Raw genomic sequence first — 14334 nt, forward strand, 5'->3', positions numbered from 1 at the left:
GCTTCTGAGCCCTGCCGTCACAGGGCGAGGCGACGCACCTTGTTACCTGGCGATCATGACGTTGCAACGTGCGTGCGTCAGAACTGTGTTAAGGGTTCCGGGATGGTGGCCTTCACGCCTGTGCGCCCCCAATACCAGCAGTTCCGCGTCAGCGCCGGCGTCGACCAGTGCAGTGGCCACGGAGTGGCCCGAGAGAAGTTCCTCCGTTGCGGCCAGTCCGGGGTCGAGTTCCTGCATGCGGAGCATGGCGTTGCGCAGGACGTCGCGGCCGTGGAACTGCGAGGGAGCATGGCGCCCCCAGGCCGGCATCGGCGGGTCCACGTGAACGATACGCAAATTCGTCTCCAGGGCCTGCGCCACACGGACTGACTGCTCCAAGACCTTACTGCTCCTCACTTGCCCGTCCACGCAAGCGATCACTGGTTTTCCTTCCTCGCGCTCGGCTCGGATCACCACCACAGGGCAGGGGCACGCGGCCGCCACGTCAGCGGAAACAGAGCCGACCAGTTTTCCAAAGAAGCCGCCAAGCCCGCGGTTGCCGACGACGAGCAGGTCCGCATCACGGGATTCCTGCCGCAGGACGTCCGCGGGCAGGCCGGCAACCATCCGCGGTTCGATTTCCATATCAGGTGAGATTTCGCGGGCGAGTTCCACGCCCTCGGAGAGAATCGCTTCGGCCGCGTGCCGAAGCCCGCTGTCGGCGACACCCTTCACCGGTCCCACGTCGTGGGTGAATATTGGCCAGATCCAGGCGTGTATGATGCTCAGCACGGCCTTTGACGGCATGGCATATTCGGCCGCCCAGCGCAGGGCCAGCTTGGATGGGTCCGAGCCGTCGTAGCCGACTGCCACTTTGATGCCCATTGTTGCTGCCCCCTGACTTCCGGCGCCAGCTCACCCGGACCTCCATTTGAGGCCTCCGTCTCGACGGCTGGGACGTACTGAATTAACGTCTCAGTGGCCCCAGATCTTCCCAATGTGAGGGGTTGGACGCCCGAACCCCGGCAGGCAGCTAATTTGCAGCCCAGAAAGTCCCTTTCCTTGAACCGGGACGGGCAGCATTCACCAGTGCGTCCCGGTCATGCCTGTCACGTTCGCGGCGCCAAGTGCCCTAGACGAGGCCAATCGGCGTCTGTCACGATGGCGAGACCCAAGCAGGTCCGCAAGCATTCCGTGATGGGCACGCGCCGCACAGCCAGACTCATTGGGTAACTGGGAACGAGTCCCATTGAAATGCCTCACATCCACTGAACCGCGTCGCGATCGATGACGTACCCATAGTTGCTGACCGACTTACGCGGTGGTCTCGGGGGGATCGTCCCCAGCTACCGGTTCGCCAGGCGGAAATCGGTCTGTGGCTCACCCCGTTCAGCGCCGCCTGATGTTGTCGACCATGTGCTCCAGACGAGTCTCCGGGTCGAGTCCGTCTGTTACTCCGCCGCTCAGCAGCATGTTTCGCTTCATAATGAGATCGTCGCACTCATAATGATGTCCATATTTTCTCGTAGGACAGCGGGGAAAACCATGTCGACGTGCACCACCATTGCCTCCATGTAGGGGCGGGCAGCGGCGACGGCTGGACGCTTTCGTGGGCCGCGACAATGAACTCCTTGGCATCGGCAGTCCCCGACTTCTTGTCCTCCAGCAACGCTGCTGAGGTCAGGGCCACGCGCGCCACCGCGCGATCCCCGAAGTTGCCGCTGAACTCCCCAATCGTCGCAGACCTGGGACAGTGTCAAGAACGGCAGTCCCAGCAAGCGCGATCGACGTCCCATAGAAGACCTCAAGCGAAGCTGTTGGTGCGGGAAACTGTCTCTCAGCGGCTGGTGCGGGCTTGTTTCGTCGGTTGGGACTTCGTTCGCGGTCCAGCTGCGCAGCAATCAGGACTATTGGCAGCGGTGAAACAAATCCCCTCGGATGCGGCGCACTCGTTCCCGGGGCCTCGCATTGAGCGGCGTAGCGATGGCGCCAAGAGGTAGGAGCGGCCCATGAAGTCCGCCCCTACCTCTTGGAGCCCCATCGTTATGCTCAGGTAGCTTCCGCTATTTCTCAAGGGCGGGGATTCCGAGTTGGGCACATACCTCGGCCGGGCCGGGGATGACGGCGACGGTGTTGTCTACGACGCACGCGGTTAGGAATGGAACGTAGTGCCCCAATGCCAGATTGTCCGGTCCGGGGTAGAGAGGATTACCGTTCTGGTCCATGTTCGCCTCCTCAGGGACGAAACGGTCGCCCCGGGGGCCGTAGGGAGGAGACACGAAACCGTCCGGGATGAGGTGATCGGTGATTCCGTATGGGTTCATTTCTCCCATACCCCAAATCTTGCTGCACTGGTTTATGGGGTCGTTGACCTGTTTCATTCCGGCATTCTTATCGTCCGGGTTGGGGTTGTTTTTGGTGTCGAATCCTGTGATGAAGATCCCGGTGGTGATGTAGGGGGGCCTTGTTACTCCGGGCGCCCCCTCTAGAACGGGATATGTGGTGGTGAGGTCGGCGTTGTAGTAGCAGCGGATGTCCCGTTTATCCTCCACTGGAGCCAACGCCACGTAGACCCCGGCGGCCGTGGTGCCGGCCAGTGCCAGCCCGGCGAAGGTCAGCATTGCCGGTTTGCGCCACCGCGGGATTGGCTTCGGCGTCCGGCGGGCTTCCTGGACGAGGAGGTTCTGGACGCGGCTTTTCGTGTCTTTCGGGTAGGTCACTTCAGACAGGTTCATGACAGCCTCGCTTCAACGATCGTCGTGTCGAATTCTTCGACGGGCTCCATTGCCCGGTTCACGGCGGCCAGCTTGGCCCGTGCACGGTGCAGTCTCGATTTCACTGTCCCCCGCCGTATCCCGAGGGCCTTGGCGGCATCTTCCTGCCCGACGCCGTTCATCAGGCACAGGACGACGACGTCCCGTTCCCCGTCGTTCAGCCCCGCGGTGGTCTCCAGCAGTTCGCGGACGGCACGTTCTGCGTCGAGCCTGGAAGCGACCGCTTCCGCATGGTCTGCTTGGTGTTCGCCGTGCCGGGGATCCGAGTGCGGAAGTCTGGCAAGGAAATCGGCGTGCCGCCGGGAGCCCCTGGCGCGGTTGCGGTTCGCGTTCGTTGCGACTCCGAGCAGCCACGGCAAGACCGTGTCCCTCTCCGGCCTGAGCCTGTTCCGCTGCCGCCACGCCTCCAAGAAGGTGATCGAGACGAGTTCCTCCGCGTCATGCCAGGAACCACACCGGGACAGGCAATACCGGAAGACCGCATCGGCGTGCCTGTCGAACAGGACCCCGAATGCGTCAGCGTTGCCTGCGGTGCACTCTCGCCACAGGTCTTCGTCGGTTTCCCCCATTAGCCTCATACCTTGTAGTGTCCGCAGGCCCCGAAAAGGTTCCCGATCCGACAAACAGTTTTCGCCGTACCCAGGGAGGGCGGGAACCATATTCCCGGCCGCCACTCAAAACTACGGCAGCCGGGGCACGAAGACGGAACCGTGGAAGCCGCAGCGCGGATCCGGCAAGCAATTCCACTGCCAATTTACGGTGGTTCCGCCGGGCGCCATGGAGGCAAACCAGATGCGCGCCGGAGTCCCAGGCGCTAGTTGAAGGCGAGCTTGTGCCTGTCGTGCTCCATGCGGGAGGCAGCCACATCATCCATGTTCTCCTCGGCCCATTCCTTCATTTCAAAGACGACACGGAGAAGCGAGTGACCGCGGGGCGTGAGCGCGTAATCTGTGCGCACAGGAACTGAGATCGTCACGTGCCGGGAAACCAGCCCGTCACGTTCCAACGAACGCAGCGTGGAAGTAAGCATCTTCTGGCTGGCACCCGGAATCCTCTTGCGGAGGTCACTGTGGCGCTGCTGCCCATCCACCAAGGAGAGCATTACAAGGGTCACCCATTTGCTGCTGATGGCCTCAAGCAGTTGGCGTGCCGGACAAAGGTCCAAGGAAGCGTTGTAGTGCTTCTGTGCTGTCTGACGTTTCTGTTCAGCAGTGAGAGTCATTTCCCCAATACTCTTCTCATCCATCGACTCGTGGAGCCCAGCATACTTGGCCGCCCATTAGAAGGGGGCCATTGGCGTCGGACCGTGGCTCGCCGTCCCTGGCCGCAGCGCGCAAGTCAGCCAGGAAGTCCTCGGCCTCATATAGGCGGAGACGTTCGGCGGCGTCGAAACGAAGAAGCTAGAAGATGATGTTGTGGGTTACCACTGCAGCATCAAAGTCGGCGTTGGCAGCGTGGGCGGGGGCCGAATTCTTCCACAGGAGAATCCTAGGTTGCCTTCGGCGGGCTGGAAGCCCTTTCAGGGAGGGCACCTCGAAGTGCCCTAGGCACAAGATAGTGCGTTCTTACGCAGCGCAGAGGTCTGCCTCAGGATCGATAACAGGGCACAAAGTGCCCGTCAGTAGAGCTTTGAAAGGAAGCCAATGCCTAAGATCCTCCACGTCAATGCCTCTCCTCGCTACGCCCACAGCGACTCTCTGCGGTTGGCCCGGCATTTCATCGATTCCGTCCAGGCCGCCGGTCCGGAGAGCTTTGATCTGGAGACTTTGGACCTGTTCAACGATGGTGCTTTGCCGGTTTTCGGCCGCACTGCAGCGGCTGCCAAGATGGCTGCGTTCTCCGGCCAGGACCAGACGCCGGAGCAGATCACAGCGTGGGAATCAGCCCGCGCCGTGTTCGACCAGTTCGCCGCTGCCGATGCCTACGTCTTCAACATTCCCATGTGGAACGCTGGTGTTCCTTACGTCCTGAAGCAGTGGATCGACATCATTACCCAGCCCGGTTGGAGCTTCGGGTTCGACCCGGAAAAGGGCTACCGCGGCCTGATGGAGGGCAAGCAAGCCCTCGCCATCCACACCAGCGGTGTTTACGCCCCCGGCGTACCGGCCGCCTTCGGTTCTGATTTCAGCAGCACCTTCTTTGCTGACTGGCTTAACTTCGTGGGCATCGAGGATGCCACCCATGTCCGTTTCGCCCCTACGGTCCTCAACGGCGACGTGGACGGCACGCGCAAGATTGCCGAGACAGAGCTCACCGACGCAGCCTTCGGGTTTGCCGGCAAGCTCAGCGCCGTCGGAACCCTCCAGCTCGTCAATGGCTAAGCCTGGTGCAATACGCACCGGCATTTCGGGTACCCATTCTTCAAGCGGGATTCTCTACAGAAGACTCAAGGAGTAACCATGCCCAAGCAACCTTCAGCTACCCGTGTCTTACAGGTCCCCCCACCAAATAAGAATCAGTCGGCGCTGATGATCTGGATAGCAGTATTCCCTACCCTGACCGCTATCAACCTTGCTATCGGCGACTGGCTCGGAACCCTGCACCCGGTACTGCGCACCTTTGTCCTGGTCACTGTCGCAGTCCCGATCGTGATTTACGGAATAATGCCCTACTTGCAACGACTACGAGCCAGCCTCATCACTCGTGCCGGCGACAGCTAGCTTCCTTGCTTTGGGAAAGATTAGTTAGGTCCAACAGGAGGATGCCAACAGGTAGCCGGCCTGGGCACCTTCCGGTCAGCCGGGCCAGAACGACCGGGGGCAGCTGCATCGCAAGTTGACTTATACATGAGCAACAAACCTGCTGCTGGACGAAGGGCCGGGTCCAGTTCCCGGAACGTCCCGTCTGAGGGGGTGGCCCAGAACCTGCTGGGCCACTCATCAGTCGCGACCGGAAGTCGCTGGCATCGGCGGGCTGGCTGCCTGACAAGCCGGAGACCGACGGTGATACTTTCGGTCCGAACAAAAGGGGGGCGGCTGATGACCGGGCGTGAAGTCAGGGGTGCTTCCACCGGCCAGGGCGACGCCCTGCCGCGGATGCGTCTTGCCCTTTCGCCACAGTTTGATGCCGCTGTGATTGTGCTCGATGACGCTGATCTGGCCGCGAACCTGTTCCCGGTCTGCGGCTTGTAGGGTGCGTCCGATTCCTCAGTACCAAGCAGCTCCGCCAGACGCACCTCTACCGGTGGAAAAACTCGGCCAGCCTGTCAAGACAAACCTAGATCTCAACGAGGAATTGCAGCGCAAGATGGTGGTTCTCATCGATCTCGCTCGCAGAATTCTTAGCAGCTGAAAAAGGAACCCTGAACGGTCAGATATTTTTTAGCCTGAAGGTTCCATCATCAGGAAAGTGGCCGTCGCAAACCAAAGCACTCGGCGTAGGGTTTTGGGCATGATGCACGCGGATGATTCTGAAGAGCCTCTGCAGTCGCTTCCCGCCGGGATGCCCCGGCGATATGCCCAGTACAAGCCTGCATCTTCTGTACCCTCAGTCCCCGAGCCTACGAACGTCGGAGGATACGAGGACCTGAAGGCCTACTTCCATTCCAAAGGGGAAGAGCTTCACCGGTCGGCTCATGGCCTCGCCGCTGTCGACAGCCTGATCGGCAGCCCCACTGACAAGGCGTCTCTTGCCCAAATGACTTGGGCGATTGGGATGTTCTACGGCGACGTCCTTACCCACAGCATTGACGGGGCGCACTGGCACGTCACGACCGAAGATAGCCCTGAAGTCCGCATAACTCCGGACACTTCGATCGCTGTCATCTTTGTTGCTCCAAGACGCGTAACCCTCGGAGCACCAACCCTCGTGCAGAACTACAACCGGGCACTCGAAATTGTCGCCCGTGAAGGCTGACCAGCGGGCAACCGCCCACAGGACATCCGTAGAGGGTTCCCCAAACAGGGCCGTATAAAGCTCGATTTCGCGAACTTTCCCGGCAAGAACGGCTTCCCGGGATCCCGGTGAGGGCGCGGATCCGGTTTCCGAACTGCCGGTTTCCGAACTGCGCCGGGCCGGTGGACCGAGGTCTATGCCTGGACGGCCAAGGCTGTAGAAGTGACATGGAGGACGGTCCGGTGACCTACCGGACCTGGGTGTGGAGTTCAGGCGTCACCCGCCGGCCGTGACAGCAATAGCGAATGAAACAAGTCTGGACGTTGCCGTGGACGTCCGGGTTACCCGGGGCGGCACCCCCTGGCCGTCCGACATGACGGCCGGATCCGGGCCGTTGCGCCGACATGCACTGGGACGGGGCTGCCGATCGTCAGGGCCGCCTGGGCCGGGGCCGGGCCACCGGTGCCGAGGGAACGAGTTCCTTGTTCAGACGGCAGCCCGCACCCGCTGAAGGAACCTATCAAGAACTCTGCCGGCGTGCTCATGCAGGCGCCGGGACTCCGCTGCAGGCAGCATGTGGGGCTTGGGTTCATCCAGCCGTTCACCGAGGTATAGCAGCGCGGCCAGCACCTCGGACAGCTCTGAGTTCCCCTCGGCGCGCTGGCGGAGGAGCCTGAGGTGCGCGTCCTGCAGCGCGGGGCCAGGCGCACAACCCAGATCGCGGTCAAAGAGCCTGCGGCACCGGTCGTACGCGGACAAACCCTCCGCAGGCAGGCCGGCTTGTTCATAGGTGGTCACCAAAACGGTCCAGGCCCGTTCGTTGAGCGGCTCTGACCGGATGGCAGCCTGCGCCCAGCGGATTGCCTCGTCGGTCCGCTCAAGAATGGCGGCCGTTTCTGCGGCGAAGATCTGCGCCGCAACTTTCTCGGCGGAATGGCGCGTCCTTGCGTCATCGGCCCAGTCAGCCACAAGCTCGAATCCCAGCAGCGGCTCGGCGGAAACTTCCAGCGCCTTGAGCAGCAGCGGGTAGGCCTCGGCCGGCGAAGACTGGGTGGCCGACCTAACCAGCTGCTTGAAGTCCCACAGATCCAGATCCACGAGCTGCGGATCCAGAACGTAGCCGCTGTTGGCCGTGCGCAGTGGTCCGGTTTTCGTCTGCCCGGGCTGGATGGCCCGGCGGATGCCGCTGACGTAGCTCTCCAGGGTGGCTACCGCACCTTCGCTGGCACTCGCACCCCAGAGGATGTCGATCAATTGGGTTTTCGAGACCGGCGTACCCAGGTTCAGAAGCAGTATTTCCAGAATGTGCCGCGGCTTGCAACCGCCCAAGTCGGTCGCCGTGAGCGTCGCTCCGTTACGCCGTATTTCAAAGGTTCCGAAAAGACGGACTGAAATTGACGGTGAAGGTCCGGCTGAATTTTCCACGATGTTCTCCGATTTCCCCAGCTCTAAATCTCAACCACTTTTGCGAAGATCGGAGTGTGTTCGGAACTATGAAAGTGTTGAGACTGTGTTCCTTCCGGTCTTCTAAGGAAACCGTGACACGCCTGACCTGCGACAACAAGCAACGAAGCTACCCGACTTGGCACCGGAGGAAAGTCGAGTACCGCGGCAAGTATGGCCAAGTAGCCACCCCAAGGTTTTCCCAAGTACTACGTGCGTAGTACAGGTGTTCCGCACCCAGTGGCGGAACACCTCCGCAGACGCTGAGGGTCAGAAAGCGGGCCGGACCCACGCCGGCAGGGAGGACCGGGGCCGGGACCCGTCCGGCCTGCTCAGTTCCTGTCCGTCATCTCTTCGGGCACAGCCACGGTTCGCATTTCGGTGCCGTCGCGCATCAGCGACACCTCCAGCGGCACCCCGATCGCCTCGGCGAAGAGCAGCTTCTGCAGGCTCTCGGCGTTCGCCACGGGTTTCTGGCCGACGCTCAAGAGGATGTCTCCCGCCCGGAGCCCGGCACGTTCGGCGGGCGATCCCGTGAGGACTTCAACAACGAGAAGGCCCTCCCGCCGTCCGGTCCGGACCACGGTGCCGGCTGGTAGCTGGACAGGCGTGTTGACCAGCCCGAGGTAGGCGCGCCTGACGCGGCCGTCCTTGAGCAGCGAGGCGATGATCCTGCGAGAGGTGGCGTTGACGGGCACCGCCAGGCCCAGCCCGGCGCCTGCCACTGCCGTGTTGATGCCAACAATCCGGCCACGGGCGTCCGCGAGCGCGCCGCCCGAGCTGCCCGCATTAAGGGCGGCATCGGTCTGGATGACATCCTCGATCATGCGGCGGTTGCGTCCGGACCAGACCGGGATGGAGCGGCCCAGCCCGCTCACCACGCCGGCCGTCACCGAGCCGGACAGGCCGAGGGGGTTGCCGACAGCAATCACCAACTGGCCGACTCTGAGCGTCTCCGCGTCGCCGAATTCCGCCGGTGCCGCGGTGGGTGCCTTGCCCTGCACGACGGCGAGATCCGAGAGCGGGTCGGCGCCAACGACGTCGACCGCAGTCCGGGTCCCGTCGGCAAACACAGCGTTTCCGCTCTGGGTGCCGGCCACCACGTGCGCGTTGGTGACGAGGAAGCCGTCGGAGGTGAACAGCACGGCTGAGCCTGCCCCCACCCGGAACCTTCCGCCGCGTCCGTGGCCGGCCATTTCGATAGCGGCGACGTGCGGAGTGACCGTCTCCGCCACCCGGACAACCGTCGCTGAGTATGAATCCAGCGGGTCCTCGGCCGCCTCATGGCCAGACGTCCGGCCTATCGCAGTTGCCACGGTGCACCTTCCTTGACTGGTAGGTATCTAAGTCAACCACCGGCGCCGCGCCCGTAGTTCCGGGCGCCCTACGCCCACAGAGAAATGCGGTTCCCAGGCCGCGGGGGGCACCGCCGGAGGGCAGCAGTTCATTCCCCCGGCAATCCGCCACTAGGCTCAGATGCAGACCAGCCTTTCAGCCACAGGAGATCTTCGTGAGTCCAGCGACCGTTTCGCCCGATCCACTGCCGCCACTCGGCCTCAGCTGGGGCATCAAACGCAGCTTCATCGACTACATCAACGGCCTGCCGGACGCGTCGGTGGGGGCGGTCGATGGTGCAACCGTAGATGAGGCAGGTCTCTTCCGCTTCGCCCCCGACAGTTCCGACTATGACGTCGTCCGGGGCACCGGCATCCTGCGCTTCCGGGGCGACGTCCGCCTCTCCGGACACCATGGGATGATGTTTGTCCGGTTGCTGGATCCTTGGATCGCCTTCACCGGCGGACGCGGGATCCTCTCCATCAGCGCCGGCGACGACGTCGGTCAGGATCGCACTGCTGTTGCCGCTCTGCGCGCCGGAGCACCCCGCCAAGCAGCGGACGGCTCGCTCGTCTGGTCGGATGTCGAGGTGGCGATCACAGACGAAGGGTCCGAACTCTTCGACGGCCAGTACGCAGCCGGGCAGCCGATGGATCCCCTGTTAATCCGGTTGGCCGGAGACACAGGACCATCTCTGCGAATGAAAATCTCCGGCACAGGATAACCGGCCGCACACTGGTTGAGGAGAGTGCGCGGCCGGTCGTCTGTCGGGGCCCGCGGCGTGCGGCCGGGGCGGTGGTTCGGGATTCTGTCCTTAGCCTGTGAGATTTGTCCTTCTGTACTTACTGTCCCGCAAAGCACCTGAGAGGACGCTGAGAAGCCGGAGACCTGCACGGCCGCCCCGGACGGGCGGGAGAAAAAAGTTGGCTTTGGTTGTCGCGGACGCGCCGTTGGCCCATTCTTGGAACATGCAACAGGTCCCGTCCGACTCCCGGGGCGGCGGCTCCCGCCGTCGCCGGAACCGCTGGGGAGTGCGCAAGCGCTCCACTGCGGCCGCCGTCGCTGTGGTCGCCATGGCACTGGTGGCGGGCGGACTGGTCCTACTGGCATTGCTGGAGACGACCCTGACCGCTTCGACGGAGTCCGCCGCGCGGCAGAAGACACAGGATGTCATAGCCCAGCTGGTAGTGGACCAGGACCTTGAGGACGCGAGCGAATACATTAAGGCCACCGGGTACGCTGGCCAGTACGTACAGCTCCTCGATGCCGCCGGCACCATCATTGCCGGTTCCGAGCCCAGGGCCGTCGGCCAGCCACTATCCGGACTGCGCCCGGAACCCGGGTTTACCTTATTCCAGCGCGTCACCAGCCTGCCGAACATCGGCAACGACGACGACTTCCACGTCGTCGTGACCGGGGCGCTGGTGGGCCGCGACAAAGTGTTTGTCGTCGTCGCGTCCTCAGTGCAGCTCCAGGCGGATACCGTCGCCACCGTGGCCAGGCTCATGCTGTGGACGGCACCCCTTCTCTTGGTCGTCGTGGCCGTCTCTGTCTGGCTCCTGGTGGGCCGGTCCCTCCGGCAGGTGGAAAAGATCCGCGGCCAGGTGGCACGGATCAACGCCGAACGCCTGGACGGGCGGGTCGACGTCCCGCCCACGAGGGACGAGCTGGAGGCCCTCGCGCTGACCATGAACACCATGCTTGAGCGTCTGCAGGCCTCGGACCGCGAGCAGCGCCAGTTTGTCTCCGACGCCAGCCACGAGCTCCGCAGCCCGCTCGCAACGCTGAGTGCCGGGGTGGAGATCGCGGCCGCGGATCCGTCGGGGTCGATGTGGCTGCAGTTGAAGGACGATCTGGCCGATGAAACGGCCCGGATGCGCTACCTCGTGGACGACCTGCTGGCCCTGGCCCGCACGAACGACGGCGGCCTCACCCGGGAGGACGCCGATGTGGATCTCGACGATGTTGTGGATCAGGAAGTCCGCCGGCTGCGCGCGATCAGCAGGCACAAGGTCATCGCCGACCTCACCCCGGTCAAGATCACGGGAGATGCCCGTCGGCTGGCGCAGGTGTTGCGGAATGTCCTGGACAACGCGGAACGGCATGCCCTGTCCCGGATCCGGATCAGCCTGCACGCATCCGGCGACTGGGCTGTCGTCGCCGTCGACGACGACGGCGACCCGATCCCGGAAAAGGACCGGGAACGCGTATTCGAGCGTTTTGTCCGGCTCGACGAAAGCCGGTCCCGGGAGGGCGGGGGCAGCGGTCTTGGCCTCGCCATCGCCGCAGGCATCATGGCCGCACACCACGGCTCCATTCGCGCCACGGAAACGCCCGCCGGGGAATGCCGCTTTGAAATGATCTTCCCGCTTGCGCAACCCTCAGCCGAGGCGCCGGTCACGCGCGCGGTTGTGGCGCGGCCGCGGACTTAGCGATCGGGTCGGCGCTGAGCAGGTACCCCACACCTCGAACCGTGGCCAGCGTCTGGACGCTGAACGGAGCATCGATCTTTCGCCGCAGGTATCCGATGTAGACCTCCACGACGTTGTCGCCGCCCTCGAAGGCTGAATCCCAGACGTTGTCCAGAATGTCCGCCTTTGACACGATCTGGTCGTGCCGGCGCATCAGGTACTGCAGGAGCCCGTACTCCCGGGCCGTGAGGCTGATCGGCGTTTCGCCCCGCCGGACACGGTGGTTGACCGGGTCCAGCGTCAGGGTTCCGAGCGTCAGGACGACGGGCCGCTCCGGGGCTCCCCTGCGCATCAGGGCCCTGATGCGGGCTACCAGGACGAGGAAACTAAACGGTTTGGTCAGGTAGTCATCGGCTCCGAGATCGAAGGCATCCGTCTGGTCGTACTCGCCGTCCTTCGCCGTCAGCATCAGTACCGGAGTCCAGATCCGGCGTTGACGCAGTTCGCGGAGGACGTCATAGCCATTCTTGAGCGGCAGCATCAGATCCAGCAGGATCACATCGTAGGCGTGCTCCGTCGCCGCCGAGAGCCCGCTGACGCCGTCGTGGGTCACGTCCACGACGAACCCCTCATTCACCAGACCCCGGCGCACGGTATCGGCCAGAACCTTCTCATCCTCGACCAACAGGATCCTCAATGCCGGACTCCTCTCCCCGGAGACAGTATGGTGCCGTGCACCCAGCATAGGCCCATTGACGGCACCACTCACGGAGACGGGCTGCGCCGCGGGGCCAGGTTTGCCCGCGGGGCCGGTCCAGCTGACCGGAACCGTGTGCGTCGGACTCTAAGGCTTGAGGACGACCTTAATGCAGCCGTCTTCCTTCTTCTGGAACAGCTCGTAGGCGGCGGCGGCGCCGTCGAGGGGCACTTCGTGCGTTTTCAGGTCCATGACGCCCAGCGGATCAGCGGCATCCTCGACGATCGGCAGCAGCTCGTCGGTCCAGCGGCGGACGTTGCACTGGCCCATCCTGAACTGGAGCTGCTTGTCGAACATCGTCAGCAGCGGCATCGGGCTGGCGGTGCCGCCGTAGACGCCGCTCAAGGACACGGTGCCGCCGCGCCGGACGGAGTCGATGGCGGCGTGAAGCACCGACATCCGGTCAACCCCCGCGGTCTCCATGGCCTTCTTGGCCAGAGCGTCGGGCAGGAGTCCCACGGCGTGCTGGGCGAAAGCACCCACCGAGGAGTTGTGCGCCTCCATGCCGACGGCGTCGACGACGGCGTCCGGCCCCCGGCCGTCGGTCATGTCGCGGAGCTGATCACCGATGTGCTTGCTGAAGTCAAGTGTCTCAATCCCGTGGCGCTCCGCCATCTGACGCCGCTCCGGAACCGGCTCGACGCCGATCACCCGGTGCCCAAGGTGGCGTCCGATCCGGCTGGCGAACTGCCCGACCGGGCCGAGCCCGAAGACGGCCAGGGTTCCGCCGGCGGGGACGCCCGCATACTTCACGCCCTGCCAGGCGGTGGGGAGGATGTCCGAAAGGTAGAGATAGCGCTCGTCGGGGAGTTCCTGGCCTACCTTGACGGGACCGTAGTCCGCGTGGGGAACCCGCAAGAACTCGGCCTGGCCGCCTGGGACCGAGCCGTAAAGCTCGGTGTACCCGAACATGCTGGCACCGCTGTTATGCGAGTGCACCTGTGTGGTCTCGCACTGGGACTGCAGTCCCTGCTTGCACATCCAGCAATGCCCGCACGAGATGTTGAACGGAATGACCACCCGGTCGCCGGGCGTGAGGTTCCGCACGTCGGCCCCGACTTCCTGCACGATTCCCATCGGCTCGTGGCCCAGAATGTCGCCGGCCTGCAGATACGGTCCCAGCACCTCGTACAGGTGAAGGTCCGAGCCGCAGATCGCCGAGGACGTGATCTTGACGATCGCATCCGTCGCGTCCTGGATTACCGGGTCCGGCACATTTTCGACCCGTACCGACCGCTTGCCCTGCCAAGTAAGTGCCCTCATCAGAACCCCTTCGGGAAACATTAACTACTAAGCTTGCTGAGTATTTAACGTAACCCGGTCAGACACCGGACACAAGGAGCGGCCCGGCCGCGCCGCAGCAGATATGCCGGCGGCTACGCCTCTCCCTGTGGCAACGGAAGCTGGGCTGCGGTTCCGAAAAGCCAGCCGGAGACGTCGCTGCGCAGGACAAGGTGGGGGCCGCCGGTAGGACTGACGCTACCGCTCGGAACGTAGTACCCCCGTCCCGCTCCAGGCCCGCCCGCGGCACGGTCGAGGGCATCCGTGAGCGGTCTGGTCAGATGCCCCTGGGGGCCAACGGCACGGAGCCCATCCAGTTCCTCTGGAGTGAGCCGGCCCAGCACTGCGGCAATATCGGCCATGATGGTTCCCTTCTGGCGGACGGTTCTGGCGGACGGTGCTCGAACCACCAGCCTAGGACGCCGGAATTAACGGCGAGTAAAATCGCGACGAAGATCAGTGAACGGGGCAAGATCACCCGGGGATCAGCACCGCGCGTCACGCGGATTCCGCGTTACGG

General features: G+C 63.7%; 15 protein-coding genes. 6 read left to right on the forward strand and 9 right to left on the reverse strand.

The window, feature by feature from the left end; translation table 11 throughout:
• Nucleotides 1-42: 42 nt before the first annotated feature.
• The 4 genes from QFZ69_RS10210 to QFZ69_RS10225 all read right to left on the reverse strand — a co-directional run bounded on the left by QFZ69_RS10210 (nt 43) and on the right by QFZ69_RS10225 (nt 3975).
• The gene (locus QFZ69_RS10210; RefSeq protein ID WP_306917833.1) at nt 43-864 is read right to left on the reverse strand and encodes a universal stress protein; all 822 of its coding nucleotides are present in this window, start codon (nt 862-864) and stop codon (nt 43-45) included.
• Between the two features lie 1178 nt (nt 865-2042).
• Nucleotides 2043-2714, reverse strand: a complete 672-nt coding sequence (locus QFZ69_RS10215; RefSeq protein ID WP_306917835.1) for a hypothetical protein — start codon at nt 2712-2714, stop codon at nt 2043-2045.
• The gene (locus QFZ69_RS10220) at nt 2711-3322 is read right to left on the reverse strand and encodes an RNA polymerase sigma factor (protein ID WP_306917837.1); all 612 of its coding nucleotides are present in this window, start codon (nt 3320-3322) and stop codon (nt 2711-2713) included. The genes QFZ69_RS10215 and QFZ69_RS10220 overlap by 4 nt, the downstream gene beginning before the upstream one ends.
• A gap of 245 nt (nt 3323-3567) precedes the next feature.
• Nucleotides 3568-3975, reverse strand: coding sequence for a helix-turn-helix domain-containing protein (locus tag QFZ69_RS10225; RefSeq protein WP_306917839.1), 408 nt, complete (start codon nt 3973-3975; stop codon nt 3568-3570).
• Between the two features lie 421 nt (nt 3976-4396).
• On the opposite strand from QFZ69_RS10225, the gene QFZ69_RS10230 reads away from it, so the two are divergent.
• From QFZ69_RS10230 to QFZ69_RS10245, 4 genes are all read left to right on the forward strand, one after another.
• The gene (locus QFZ69_RS10230; RefSeq protein ID WP_306917841.1) at nt 4397-5074 is read left to right on the forward strand and encodes an FMN-dependent NADH-azoreductase; all 678 of its coding nucleotides are present in this window, start codon (nt 4397-4399) and stop codon (nt 5072-5074) included.
• A 147-nt stretch (nt 5075-5221) separates the two neighbouring features.
• Nucleotides 5222-5413, forward strand: a complete 192-nt coding sequence (locus tag QFZ69_RS10235; protein ID WP_306917843.1) for a hypothetical protein — start codon at nt 5222-5224, stop codon at nt 5411-5413.
• A gap of 318 nt (nt 5414-5731) precedes the next feature.
• Nucleotides 5732-5884, forward strand: coding sequence for a hypothetical protein (locus QFZ69_RS10240; protein WP_306917845.1), 153 nt, complete (start codon nt 5732-5734; stop codon nt 5882-5884).
• A 310-nt stretch (nt 5885-6194) separates the two neighbouring features.
• The gene (locus QFZ69_RS10245) at nt 6195-6608 is read left to right on the forward strand and encodes a DUF6278 family protein (RefSeq protein WP_306919657.1); all 414 of its coding nucleotides are present in this window, start codon (nt 6195-6197) and stop codon (nt 6606-6608) included.
• A gap of 465 nt (nt 6609-7073) precedes the next feature.
• Here QFZ69_RS10245 and QFZ69_RS10250 read toward each other — a convergent pair whose 3' ends face one another.
• Together QFZ69_RS10250 and QFZ69_RS10255 are read right to left on the reverse strand one after the other, a co-directional pair.
• Nucleotides 7074-8012, reverse strand: a complete 939-nt coding sequence (locus QFZ69_RS10250; RefSeq protein WP_306917847.1) for a BTAD domain-containing putative transcriptional regulator — start codon at nt 8010-8012, stop codon at nt 7074-7076.
• 350 nt (nt 8013-8362) lie between these two features.
• Nucleotides 8363-9346: a S1C family serine protease gene (locus QFZ69_RS10255; RefSeq protein WP_306917848.1), complete on the reverse strand. Its 984-nt coding sequence runs from the start codon at nt 9344-9346 to the stop codon at nt 8363-8365.
• A 194-nt stretch (nt 9347-9540) separates the two neighbouring features.
• Here QFZ69_RS10255 and QFZ69_RS10260 point away from each other — a divergent pair, with 194 nt between their 5' ends.
• Entirely contained in the window at nt 9541-10089 is a 549-nt protein-coding gene (locus QFZ69_RS10260; RefSeq protein WP_306917849.1) for an HtaA domain-containing protein, read from the forward strand.
• A gap of 244 nt (nt 10090-10333) precedes the next feature.
• A complete protein-coding gene (locus QFZ69_RS10265; protein WP_306917852.1) occupies nt 10334-11797 on the forward strand; it encodes a cell wall metabolism sensor histidine kinase WalK in 1464 nt (487 codons plus the stop codon).
• Here the strand turns inward: QFZ69_RS10265 and QFZ69_RS10270 are convergent.
• The 3 genes from QFZ69_RS10270 to QFZ69_RS10280 form a co-directional block, all read right to left on the reverse strand.
• Complete coding sequence (locus QFZ69_RS10270; protein WP_306917854.1) at nt 11763-12473, reverse strand: response regulator transcription factor; 711 nt, start codon at nt 12471-12473, stop codon at nt 11763-11765. The genes QFZ69_RS10265 and QFZ69_RS10270 overlap by 35 nt on opposite strands.
• Before the next feature lie 147 nt (nt 12474-12620).
• Complete coding sequence (locus tag QFZ69_RS10275) at nt 12621-13796, reverse strand: zinc-dependent alcohol dehydrogenase (RefSeq protein ID WP_306917856.1); 1176 nt, start codon at nt 13794-13796, stop codon at nt 12621-12623.
• 113 nt (nt 13797-13909) lie between these two features.
• Nucleotides 13910-14176, reverse strand: coding sequence for a hypothetical protein (locus QFZ69_RS10280; protein WP_306917858.1), 267 nt, complete (start codon nt 14174-14176; stop codon nt 13910-13912).
• Nucleotides 14177-14334: the final 158 nt, after the last annotated feature.

Source organism: Arthrobacter sp. V1I7 (genome assembly GCF_030817015.1).
In the GTDB taxonomy this organism is placed as follows: domain Bacteria; phylum Actinomycetota; class Actinomycetes; order Actinomycetales; family Micrococcaceae; genus Arthrobacter.